General features: G+C 61.6%; 8 protein-coding genes. 3 read left to right on the forward strand and 5 right to left on the reverse strand.

What is annotated here, in order from left to right:
• Positions 1–69: 69 nt before the first annotated feature.
• The 3 genes from HNR55_RS04785 to HNR55_RS04795 all read right to left on the reverse strand — a co-directional run bounded on the left by HNR55_RS04785 (position 70) and on the right by HNR55_RS04795 (position 4,825).
• On the reverse strand, positions 70–1,950 hold the full coding sequence (locus tag HNR55_RS04785) for a Hint domain-containing protein (RefSeq protein ID WP_166112049.1): 1,881 nt from the start codon (positions 1,948–1,950) through the stop codon (positions 70–72).
• Positions 1,951–2,072: 122 nt separating this feature from the next.
• Positions 2,073–2,978 carry a 4-(cytidine 5'-diphospho)-2-C-methyl-D-erythritol kinase gene (locus HNR55_RS04790; RefSeq protein WP_166112052.1) on the reverse strand — a complete coding sequence of 302 codons (906 nt, stop codon included), beginning with the start codon at positions 2,976–2,978 and terminating at the stop codon, positions 2,073–2,075.
• Positions 2,975–4,825, reverse strand: coding sequence for a tetratricopeptide repeat protein (locus HNR55_RS04795; RefSeq protein ID WP_242005439.1), 1,851 nt, complete (start codon positions 4,823–4,825; stop codon positions 2,975–2,977). The genes HNR55_RS04790 and HNR55_RS04795 overlap by 4 nt, the downstream gene beginning before the upstream one ends.
• Positions 4,826–5,026: 201 nt before the next feature.
• Here HNR55_RS04795 and HNR55_RS04800 point away from each other — a divergent pair, with 201 nt between their 5' ends.
• Entirely contained in the window at positions 5,027–5,872 is an 846-nt protein-coding gene (locus HNR55_RS04800) for a uracil-DNA glycosylase (RefSeq protein WP_166112057.1), read from the forward strand.
• Positions 5,873–6,083: 211 nt separating this feature from the next.
• Positions 6,084–8,021 (forward strand): transglycosylase SLT domain-containing protein, encoded by a 1,938-nt coding sequence (locus HNR55_RS04805; RefSeq protein ID WP_166112060.1) that lies wholly within the window; start codon positions 6,084–6,086, stop codon positions 8,019–8,021.
• Positions 8,022–8,207: 186 nt separating this feature from the next.
• Here HNR55_RS04805 and HNR55_RS04810 read toward each other — a convergent pair whose 3' ends face one another.
• Entirely contained in the window at positions 8,208–9,509 is a 1,302-nt protein-coding gene (locus HNR55_RS04810; RefSeq protein WP_166112162.1) for a hemolysin family protein, read from the reverse strand.
• A 254-nt stretch (positions 9,510–9,763) separates the two neighbouring features.
• Positions 9,764–10,975 carry an adenosyl-hopene transferase HpnH gene (hpnH, locus tag HNR55_RS04815; protein ID WP_086647240.1) on the reverse strand — a complete coding sequence of 404 codons (1,212 nt, stop codon included), beginning with the start codon at positions 10,973–10,975 and terminating at the stop codon, positions 9,764–9,766.
• Positions 10,976–11,412: 437 nt separating this feature from the next.
• Here hpnH and HNR55_RS04820 point away from each other — a divergent pair.
• Positions 11,413–11,714 (forward strand): 1-deoxy-D-xylulose-5-phosphate synthase N-terminal domain-containing protein (locus HNR55_RS04820; protein WP_311771608.1); only part of this gene is annotated, 302 nt, incomplete at its 3' end.

The raw sequence follows: 11,714 nt of genomic DNA on the forward strand, positions 1-11,714 counted from the left end.
AGAAGCGCACAGGGGGAGGAAGCTGAGTTGTGAAAAATATCTTCTTTATAAGGGATTTTACTTTTTTACTCAGGCCCGTAACCTGCTTTCCTCCACATCAGCCGCGGAAGCCGCGACAAGCGCCCCCTCCATGTGGACCTGAATGATCAGCAGTCCGATCGCCCCCTCTTTTACGCCTTTGAGCGGCAGTTCGGCATAACCCGTGGTCCAGCGGCCCGCTCCATTGGCCTCCAGACCATGCCAGCCGGCCCATGTCGCTCCCTCCGCCCGCAAATGGCTCAGCTGCGGCACGTGGCGGCTGCCACTAAACAGGGTTATGCTCCCTACTCTTACCCCAAGAGTACGCCTGTCATCGGTATAAGAGCCCGAAGCGGCTACGGGCTGGGAGGTGCGCGAGGTCAGGAAAACTTTTTTCACGCCAACAGGCAGCATGTAAAAACATCTGTCCCCCTCACGCCGCAGCAGCCTGATGCGCTGACCCAGATCCGTAACCAGAAACAGGTCAGGGTCCTTGCTCAACTCCGGCACTGTCACAAATGGCCTGCACCCCGGCACACCGGGAGCCCGTACGCGTAACTGGGCAAAAATGGCTGCCAGTGCGCCCCGCTCCACCTGTGGGGATGGCAGAACCTCCTTCTCCCATGCATGAGGAGCCGCATGGCCCACGCGCACGACCCCACCGGCCCATGCGTCCACCTGACCTGCCTCCTGCGCCAGATAAAACTCGGCTGGCACACCATTGGCGACAAGAACAGCATGTGTTTCTGTTTGCATAAGAATGTAATTATAGCTGGTAATACTGTGGTCATAAAAAATACTGCCACCATTCACCAGCAGGCGCACGGGTACAAAGCGCCCGTTATACAGTACGGTATGCCGGGGGGTTAGCAGCAGGTCCCGATCCGGCAGATTCTGCCCCAGCGCATGACGCAAAATGCGGATGGGGTAACCCGCCTCATCCTCCGGGTGGCCGGGGCGGGCCTGCACATGCCCATGCGCAACCCATAGCAGCCGCTGGGTTGTCATGCCGCCCTTGCTCCACACATCCACAAGACTACCGGCCTGCAACGCTTCCACCTCGGTTGGAGCATTTGCGATATGGATGTCCGTGCCTTCAATAAAGCAGGCTCTGGTGCGGGTCTGGTCTTTTTCGGCAGTAATGCGTAGCGGGCAGTGCGTGTCCGCCACATGGTATTCCCCGGCTTCCAGCACGGCACCCTGAGCCAGTTCCACCATAAAGCGCCCGACTTCCTCCCGACCCCGACCGTACAGAACAACACTGCGGCAACGGTGGTCCGCGCTGATATGACAGGTGACGACAGGCTGGGCGATATGGCGGACCTCGATCATGGTCTGCTCGGGGTTGTAATCCATGATCGCGGTCCCAGACAGGTCAAACGGTGCATAATCCGCATTGACCACCACAGTACCGCCCCCAGGCCCAAAACGCACCGTAGCCCCGCACAGCACGTCGGCCAGCCCTGCCCCGCAGGAGAACACACCGCCATAGGCAATGCTCAGTTCCGCCCCGTCCAGTGTCGCGTTGGGTTCCGTGGCGACAAACATGGCGTACCCACCCGCCACACAGACCCGCAAGCCCGCAGGCGCACCAAGGGCCACGCCCAGCAGGGCATTGCCACCAATATAAAACGCGCTGCCCGATGGGGCATGCCCGGTGGCGGGAGCAATGCCAAACGTGGCGTACACGCCCGGTGGCACAATATAGGTTCCACCCGCAGGGGCTGGTACGGCGCCGGGTTGCCAGCATGTGCCCAGAAACACATTTCCGTTGCCCTGACCGCCGAAAATGGCGGGATGAATGACCCCGGCATAAATCCGCGCACCATCGGGACCGGTCATGGCCACATGATAACCATCACGCACCCCCAGAAAACCCTGATGGTCCGTAATGACGCAGGTTACGCCATTGGTATTGACATAATGCACCATCGCCAACGCCCCTCCCTTGCAAGATACCCCGAAGAAGAAGGCTTACTGGTCGAGTTATAAAAAAGGGTTAATAAATTTTTATAGGCTCTCTGCGTTGACGATAAATTAACTCCACAGACGGGCTATACCAGTCCGCCACCCCATACCCACCATGCGGAGTGCGCATCTTCCAGCCTGTCTGCCGCCTGCCGTGCGGCCTGCGGTGTGGCAAACAGCCCGAAGCATGTTGCGCCGGACCCGCTCATGCGCGCCATAAGGCAGCCCTCCTGCCCGCCAATATCAGCCAGAACATGGCCAACAGGGGGGCAGACAGCACAGGCGGCCTCTTCCAGACTGTTCCCCTGCTGTTTGAGAAACGCCACAACATCGGCAATATCGGCCCACTTCTCGGGCAGGGGAGCGCGCGGCAGAAAAGCCCCATCCCGGCGACGGAACACCTCGGGGGTGGAAACAGCCTGCCCGCAATTCACCAGAACCATTCCGCATTCGGGCAGGTGGGCGGCGGGGGTCAGGTTTTCACCTATCCCCTCCATCCGCATTGTCTGGCTCAGCAGGCAGACAGGCACATCCGCGCCCAGTGTCTGGGCCAGCGCAAGCAGATCTGCGCGGCTGGCCTGCACGTTCCATGCCCGGTCCAGCAGGCGCAGGGCAGCAGCCGCATCGGCCGAGCCTCCACCAATGCCAGAGGCTACGGGCAGCTTTTTTTCCAGCACCAGTGTCCCGCCCGGCAGCCGGGTCTGTCCGCCGCGCAACCCCTGCAGGGCATGGGCGGCACGAAGCACAAGGTTGTCCGCCCCCGTGGAGGCAGCATCCAGCACACGGCCAAAACGGCCGGTAACATGCAGGCTCAGCGGTTCGGGGCCGGGCTGGTAATGCAGTACATCGCCCGCCCCGGCAAACACCACCAGACTGTCCAGCAGGTGGTACCCATCTGCCCGGCGGCCGGTAACATGCAGATACAGGTTAACCTTGGCGGGAGCTGCCTCTGTAAATGCAAAGGTGGAGACATCCAGTGCTGCAACGGTCACGGCGTGTGCTTTCCTTGTTCCTGAACGGATTGTACGGCAGCGGGTTGCGCGGCGGCATCCGGTTGTGGCGCGGGGTTATCCGGCCCGGCTGGAGCCATGAGGGGAGGAACACCCGCTTTTAGCAAAGCCGCACGGATAAGGCTCTCATCCGCAGGGCTGGGATGCAGCCCCAGCGCCATGTTCCACTGGTCAACGGCTTCGGTCCTGCGGCCCACGCGCCAGTAGGCCTCGCCCAGATGGTAGTTGACCTCCGGGTCCTCCGGTGTCTGCTCGGCGGCTTTTTCCAGCAGGGGAATCCCTCCGACCAGATCGCCCTGCTCCACACGCACCCAGCCCAGACTGTCTGTTATGGCGGCATCCTGATCATCCAGCGCATGGGCCTTGCGCAAAAGCTGCTCGGCTTCGGCCAGGTCTTCATGCTGTTCGACCATGCCGTAACCCAGAAAATTGAGTAAAAGCGGCTCATCCGGAGCATAGGCCAGTGCAGCGCGGGTATCATTTTTGGCAGCGGCCCAGTCCCCGGCCTCATGGTAGGCCATGCCGCGCAGGAACAGAAGCGTCCAGTCCGGGCTTTTCTGCACGTTCGCCAGATCAATCGCACGGGTATAGGCGGCTATGGCGGCCTTCCAGTCCTTGGTCTGGCTGAACGCGTTGCCCAGAGAACGCTCTATGATAATCTGGCCCGGCACCTGCTGGGCGAGGTGCTGGAGGAGCGGTATGGCCTCGGCCGGGTGGTCATTGGTGGTTTCCAGCACCGCAAGGCGCAGGGTCGCCACCATGGCCAGCGGGTCCTGCGGGGAAACGCGCACCAGCGTTTCCCGCGCGGCGGCAAAATGGTGCTCGTCGTCCTGAATTTCCGCCAGCATCAGACGGGCATCAGCCAGCGTTGGGTCCATGGCCAGCGCAAAACCCAGCATCAGGCGCGCGGCCTCATTAAACTGGAACAGGTTGAGCGCACCGCCCTCCCCTTCCATTCCCTGCTGGGCCTGCTCACGTGCCTGCTGGCGGAGCAGAAAAGCCGTTAACACATAGGCCCGGGCGATTCCCTCCCGCGCGGACGTAACAGGGTAATGGGCGATCTCCGCCTGCAGGGCAGGACCAGCCAGCCCCAGAATGGAGTCTGTCGCCACCAGCTTCCGAATAACGGCCCGAGCCTTGTCCTGCTGGCCATGGTTCCACAGCCACGCTGCCTGAGAGCGGGTCAGGAGCATGTCGTAGCCGGGCATGGCCTTCTGCGTCTGCACGAAAAGGGTCTCGGCCCGGTCGGACTGGCCCGCTACCTGCGCAATCAGGGCCGCATGCAGGGTATAAAACGGCGACAGAACAGAGCCAGGCACATGGAGCAGGCTCTCTATCGCCTCATCCGCATGGCCCTGCGCCTGCTGGCACCACGCCAGCAGCAGCGGCACGATCAGGCGGGCCATGGGGTCGTCTCCCGCACGGTGATAATACTGCACGGCCTCTGTCCAGTCCCCCCGCACCGCAGCGTCATCGCCCAGAACAAGGGCGGAGATCACACTCCTGTCCTTTGGCGTTTTATCCGCAATCCGGGCCAGTTCCACGGCCTGCGGTGCTCCCACCATCACGCTCCGCACAAAAGCCTGACGCAGCAGGTCCACATCGGTCGGGTCTGCCTGCAATGCCTTGCGGAAGGCCTGTGCCGCCTCAAGGTCATCCCCCAGACGCACAGCCACGATTCCGCGCAGATAGGCTTCCGAATCGACATACCCGCGTCCGGCCTGCACGGTGGGTCCGGTTTCATGACGTAAACCCTGCGCAGGGCCAGACACCGCCGCCAACGCAGGCGACGCCAGCATGGTGGCAGATAGCAGGAAAACCGTAGGCATAAGACGACAAAACAGCATAAGAACCCTATTCAGGCTGAGACGGCAGCACCGGGTTGCCGCGGCTGGCGGCCTGCATCTGCCAGCATAGCAAATGAGGAACGACATGAACGGCTGGCTTAGTCTCTACCGCGCTCATGCCAAACCGCCAAACCATCCGCTTCATATTCTGCTCCACGCCCTGACTGTGATAGGGGGAAGGTAATGCACGATGCTCTCTCCCTCCTCCGCCTCTATACCGAATGGGGGGTGGATACCGCCGTAACCGACAACGCCACCGACCACCGCCTGAGCGGGGCTGGCGCGCACCCTCCGCCACGCCTGCCCAACCCCGGAAAACCCCGCCCGAGCGCGCCTGCCGTGCAGACTCCGGCCATGGTAGCGCCTCTCACCCCACGGCAAAACCCCACCCCTGCTGCGGGAATCGAGGGGGGGATGACCAGTCTGGGCGAGGCCATAGCCCTTGCCCGGCAGGTTGCCGCGCAGGCAAACACCCCCGATGCCCTGCGCACGGCCATGGAGCAGTTTGATGCATGCTCCCTGCGCGGCACGGCCATGCACACACTCATACCCTCAGGACCGGCCAACGCCCCGCTCATGCTGATCGGGGAGGCTCCTGATGCGGATGAGGACCGGAGCGGCCATGTTTTTTCCGGCCTGTGCGGCACCTTGCTGGACACATTGCTGGACCCGCTGCCACTGAAACGCAGCCAGTTGACCCTTGCCACCGCCCTGCCGTGGCGCCCCCCCGGCGGCCGCCCCCCATCGGATGCGGAACAGCGCATCTGCCTGCCCTTCCTGCACCGTGCGATCACCCTGTTTGCCCCCCGCCGCCTTGTGCTGTGCGGTCGCCTGCCCGCCACCATGCTGCTCGGCGGGGACACTCCCGCCGCCCGCCGCGAATGGGGCATGCTGGCCCTGCCCGGTCTGGGTGACATTCCTGTTCTGGCCATGCGCCACCCGCTCCAGCTCCGCGCCTCCCCCACTGCCCGGCGGGAAATATGGCAAACGCTGATGCTGGTGATGAAAACACTACGGGACACGCCATGAAGCAACCGTGGGGACAGCCGTAATAACCCCGCATTTACCCCAAAGAATTATAGTATGAAATAACACCCGATACCTTTGGAAAACAAAGAACTCCACCCCGAAAACCCGTTGCGTTACGCTAAAGCGTGCTCTGGTTTCTCCAGCACGCCAACCAATGTTTACAAAGAGTAAACTTGCTTTCTGCGCGCAAAAAGCCTAGACCCCGCCAGCCATGCGAGCGATAGGTCAAATTCCTCATCAGATCGCGGCAAAAGCCTTTTTGGCTGGAGCCGCTCTTTTGGCCAGCGCTTCCGTCAGCACGACGAGAGCCCATGCCAGTTCCCCGGACCACGGGGTGGAACCGCACAGTGAAGAGCTGGCGATGGTTCTGCCGCGCCGGGCTTTTCCGGAAGGCGATGATCTTGTTCTACCCAGACCACTGCCGCAGGATGTAGCAACCAACATCCGCGCCATTTTCCGCCTCCAGCGCATGGGGGCGTTTGCCGAGGCGATCAACAGCACCACCCACCTGACCGACTCACTGCTGCTCGGCGAGGTGGAGGCAGACCGCTACCTCAACCCAAGCTACCACCCCAGTGCGACCGAACTGCGCAACTGGCTCAAGCAATACACAACCTATGCGGATGCTCCGGCCGTCTGGGCGCGGCTTGCCGCCCTGCCCGAACGGGGCGGCCCCATGCCTGCAGCGCCTTCCACCGAGCATCTGGCCCCCGAACATGCCGCCCTTGCGGCAGGGCCGTTGCAGGAGTTCACCCGCAACCCCCTGCTGGACCGCACCCTGCGTGAACGCACGACATGGGGGCTCAAGGGTGTGCATAGTGCTTTGCACCTGATCAGCATCACACCGGGCATGACCCCCGCCTACGCCGCCCAGTTACAGGCCGAAACCGCACAGGCCATGCTGGCCGCGGGTGAGACCGATCTGGCGCTGGACATCAGCCGCACAGCCAACACCGTATCCCACGGGCGCAATGCGCTGGCGGGCTATGTGGCCGGGCTGGCCCTGTGGCAGAAGCGGGATTACGCACAGGCCGGACAGTTTTTTGAACGGGCCTCCCACGCACCGCGCGCCACGCCGGAAATGCGGGCCGCAAACGCCTTCTGGGCTGCGCGGACGCACGAAAAGGCCAATAATCCCCACAGCCAGCATCTGTGGCTCCAGCATGCCGCCACCTTCCCCCGCACATTCTACGGGCTTCTGGCGAACACCATGCTGCGCACGATGGGCACCCCCCACAAGCTGAGCGAGCACCACGGCCTTGCCAGCTTTGCCCCGCTGGAAAGCACGGGGGGCACCAGCCAGAGCACGGCCTCCGCTCCGGTGCTGACCGAAATTGACATAGAAGCCGTGGGCAATACCGAGGTCGGTCGCCGCGTATTTGCCCTGCTTCAGGTCGGGGAGCCGGAAATGGCGGAAAACGCCATGCGCCGCGCATGGCCCGGCCTGCATGACGTCACACTTGCCCGGTCCTTCCAACTGGTGGCCGGGGCCGCGGGGCTGCACGACCTTGCGCGCGAAATGGAGGATTCCCTGCAAAGTCAGGCTTCCTCCGCGCAGAGCCTGGACGATACGCCTCTGCCGCAACTACGGCCACGCAATGGCTTTACCATGGACCCGGCCCTTGTTTACGCACTGGCCCGTGTGGAATCCAATTTTGATGCCCGCGCCGTATCGGGGGCTGGAGCCCACGGGCTTATGCAGATCCGCCCCATAACGGCCGATTTTGTAACCAGCGCCTCCACCACCACGCCCAACCACAGGTTTGAGCACTCGGCTTCCGCCCTGTATGACCCCAGCCTCAATCTGGAAATCGGGCAGCGTTACGTGCAGTATCTGGCCAAGCTGACCCAGCAGGCCAACCATACCGAAGCGCGTGGCGGGGACATCATCCGCCTGCTGGCCAGCTACAATGCAGGCCCCAACGCGCTGGCCCACTGGGAAAATGTGGCAGCATCCTCGGACGACCCGCTGATGTTCATGGAACTGCTCCCCAATCAGGAAACCCGGAACTACGTCCACCAGACCCTGACCTATCTATGGCGCTACGCCGCCAAAATGAAGCTGCCAGCGCCCTCCCTGAGTGCTCTGGCACACGGCACATGGCCTGACTTTGCGGATGAGACCGCACTAGCCAGCACAGTCCACTAACGCCACACCACCGTGGGGATGCAGTACGCCAAAGGGGCGCTGGCATAAACCAGCGCCCCTTTGGCGTACCTGAGCACCCCTGTTCCCCCAGCACATTACCGGCACCATGCGGGCACACACCCTGCCCCCTGATGGATGCCTTTTGCAGCAGACAGAGGCGGGAAGAGCTTTCCTTCTGGCGCTCCCTCAGTTTTCCGCCAGTGCCTGACGGCTGGCGCGCACGCGGGCCACACGGCGGCCCTCCACTTCCAGCACCTCAAACAGCCAGCCATCATAGGCGACCTTATCCCCCGCCGCAGGCACACGCCGCAGCAGGGCCAGCAGCAGGCCACCCAGCGTATGGTAGCTGCCTTCCTCCGGTAAAGAGCGCAGGCCCAGCATGTCCTTGATCTCATCCACCGAGGCAGTCCCTTCAAGGCTGATGACCGCATCGGGCGCAGGCACGTTGGCTGCATGGTGGCTGGACTGGGGCTGCTCGTGCGAGGTTTCCCCCACAATGGCGTCAAACAGGTCCGCCGGGGTCACGATCCCTTCAAACGCCCCGTATTCGTCCAGTACGAAGGCCATGCCCAGATTGATGCTGCGCATACGCGCCAGCATGTCCAGCGCGGAAATACTGTCCGGCACCACCACCATCGGCCGCATGCCCGCCTCTATGGAAACAGGCATGCCCTCAAGCACCCGGTCCAGCACGTCCTTGGCCAGAATAACGCCCACGGGGTTGTCCACCCCACCTTCGCACACCACAATGCGGGCGTAGCTGGTCTGCTTGAGCACCTGCACCAGTGCTTCACGCCCGGCGTGACGGTCTATCCAGCACAGTTCGTTTCTGGGCGTCATAATAGCCCGTACAGGCCGGTCTGCCAGCCGCAGGAGCCGCTCGATCATGCTGCGCTCCTCATGCTCCAGCACGCCCAGACGCGCTCCTTCGGCTATGTAGGCCTTGAGTTCCTCTTCCGTCAGGCTCTGGTTGACCGCATCACTCGCCCCCATCAGACGCAGCACCATGTTGGAAGAAGCCCGCAGCAGCATGACCACCGGACCCGTGACCCTGGCCAGCAGTTCCAGCGGCATGGCCAGACGGGCGGCCATTTTTTCCGGCTCACGCAGGGCAAGCTGCTTGGGCACCAGTTCCCCCAGCACCAGCATGATGGCGGTAATGAAAACCACCACCACAACCATGGAAAGCTGCGGGGCAAAGGGTTTGAGAAGGGCAAAACGCTCCAGAATGGGGGTCAGGTGCGCCTCGATCTGCACACCGCCAAACGTGCCTTCCAGAATGGAGACAAGCGTCATGCCCACCTGCACCGTGGGCAGGAAGATCTGCGGGTCCTCGGCCAGACGCATGGCCCGGTCCGCACCGCGCACCCCCTTCTCCTGTAACTGTGCCAGACGCGGCTTGCGCACGGAAATAAGGGCGAGTTCACCCATGGCGAACACGGCGTTGAGGAAAACCAGAAAGAAAATAACAAGAATGGAAAGTGCCATGGATAAAACCAACACGCCTTTATGCTGTAGCGGGCTTTGCGCAACAGAAGCCCCACGCACACGATAAGGGATGATCCCGCGGGAGACCAGCACCGAACATGTGACCCGCCCTCCGGCCATATCCATGCAGCATGTGTATGCCTGCCCACCGGATAAAGCGGACCAAATCGGTATTCTTTTTGCGGCGGGCATAAAAAAACGGCTCCCGAAGGAGCCGTTTTCTGTCTCGCCTAACCGATTCGCTCAGGGCAGAATCAGTCTGCGGCACTGCTTTCTGCGGGTTCAGCAGCCTTGGGGGCCTCGTCATTCGCACCTTCGGTACGCACGACCTTAACCCGGGGAGCCTTGGCGGGCTTGCGCGCCGCAATGGCTTCCATCTGCTCTTCCACCTGCTTGGAAAACACGTACTGGGCTGGACGCTGGTTGGCCAGAGAGATTTCCGGCACCATCGGCTTTTCGGTTTCGGGGCCGAACAGCGCGACCTTGGCAATGTGCCAGGGGCGGCGAACGGCATCCATAACAGCGGTGGATTCATAACCGGAATGCACCATGCAGTCGGCGCATTTTTCGTAGTTACCGGTGCCGTAATCGTCCCACTTGGTGTCGTCCATCAGCTCACGGAAGGACTTGGCGTAGCCTTCACCCAGCAGGTAGCACGGGCGCTGCCAGCCAAACACGTTACGCAGGGGCTTGCCCCACGGCGTGCAGTGGTACTGCTCGTTACCGGCAAGGAAGTTGAGGAAGAGCGGAGACTGCGTAAACCGCCACTTCTTGCCCTTGCCCAGACGGAACACATCACGGAAGAGCTGCTTGGTTTTCTGCCGGTTGAGGAAGTGCGCCTGATCGGGTGCACGCTCGTAGGCATAGCCCGGTGCGGTCATGATCCCGTCCACACCCATGGCCATCACTTCATCAAAGAAGTTGGCCATACGCTGGGGGTCCGCCCCATCGAACACGGTGCAGTTGATGGACACGCGGAAACCGCGCGCCTTGGCCTTTTTAATGGCGGCAACCGCGCGCTCATACACCCCGTCCTGACAGACGGAGGCATCGTGCATGGTCTTGTCGCCATCCAGATGCACATCCCACGAGAAGAAGGGGGATGGTTCGTAATCATCCATCTTCTTTTCAAGAAGCAGGGCGTTCGTGCACAGATAGACGTACTTCTTGCGCGCGATCAGCCCACGGATGATTTCGGGCATTTCCTTGTGCAGCAGCGGTTCCCCGCCAGCTACGGCAATCACTGGCGCGCCTGCTTCCGCATCCGCATCCAGACATTCCTGCACGGTCATGCGCTGGTTGAGAATAGCCGCCGGGTAATCGATTTTTCCGCAGCCTGCACAGGCCAGATTGCAGCGAAAAAGCGGCTCAAGCATGAGCACCAGCGGATAGCGCTTGCGCCCCGTAATATGCTGTTTGACAACGTAACTGCCGACCCTGACGGCCTGCATTATCGGTACGGCCATAAACCCCCGCTTTGGCGCATCCACTTAACGCCTGTATCGTGACTGGTAGTAAGACAAGTCAGTATTGAGTATGTCCATAAAGCGCGCGACCAGACCTGCTGCCTGCCAGACCTGCTACTCCACCCGTAGACTGTCAGAAGGAGCAACAGGCGCGGAACATGTATAGCCACGCGTGTATGAGGTATTCGCCTGCATATAGGTGGCCTCGTTTGTCAAGCTCAAGTCTTTTTCACGGCCTGTTGCAAAAAAGACACAATCAGCAGCGAGTTTTGTTTCCGTGCTTGCGTTCTTTCACAAAACATTAAACCAAACCCCATTGGTTCGCGATGTCTGTCGGCATGTTAACGCGATGTAAGGCACGCCGGAGAACAGCATACCCTGCCTGTAACAGGCAGTTATGCGCCGTTTTCCGCTAAAAAGAAGATGGAAACAATCGCATGGACAGTTCTAAAAACCAGAACGCCGCGTCACCGATTCCCACTTTTGGCCGTTTTCCTGCGCTGGATCGTGTTCGGGTTCCTGCGGACCTGCGCAACCTGTCTGTTGAGCAGCTCAAGCAGCTTGCGGACGAACTGCGGGCCGAAACCGTGGATGCGGTCTCCACCACCGGGGGGCATCTTGGGGCCTCGCTTGGTGTTGTGGAGCTGACCGTAGCCCTGCACGCGGTGTTCGACACGCCCGATGACCGGGTGATCTGGGATGTGGGCCATCAGGCTTACCCGCACAAGATTCTGACCGG

The organism is Acetobacter lovaniensis, from assembly GCF_014207635.1.
Taxonomy (GTDB): Bacteria; Pseudomonadota; Alphaproteobacteria; order Acetobacterales; family Acetobacteraceae; genus Acetobacter; species Acetobacter lovaniensis.

Coding starts and splice junctions, on each gene's coding strand:
- HNR55_RS04785 (WP_166112049.1), bottom strand. CDS start 1,950: ATGGTGCATTATGTCAATACCAATGGCGTAACCTGCGTCATTACGGAC.
- HNR55_RS04805 (WP_166112060.1), top strand. CDS start 6,084: ATGCGAGCGATAGGTCAAATTCCTCATCAGATCGCGGCAAAAGCCTTT.
- HNR55_RS04810 (WP_166112162.1), bottom strand. CDS start 9,509: ATGGCACTTTCCATTCTTGTTATTTTCTTTCTGGTTTTCCTCAACGCC.
- hpnH (WP_086647240.1), bottom strand. CDS start 10,975: ATGGCCGTACCGATAATGCAGGCCGTCAGGGTCGGCAGTTACGTTGTC.
- HNR55_RS04795 (WP_242005439.1), bottom strand. CDS start 4,825: ATGCCTACGGTTTTCCTGCTATCTGCCACCATGCTGGCGTCGCCTGCG.
- HNR55_RS04800 (WP_166112057.1), top strand. CDS start 5,027: ATGCACGATGCTCTCTCCCTCCTCCGCCTCTATACCGAATGGGGGGTG.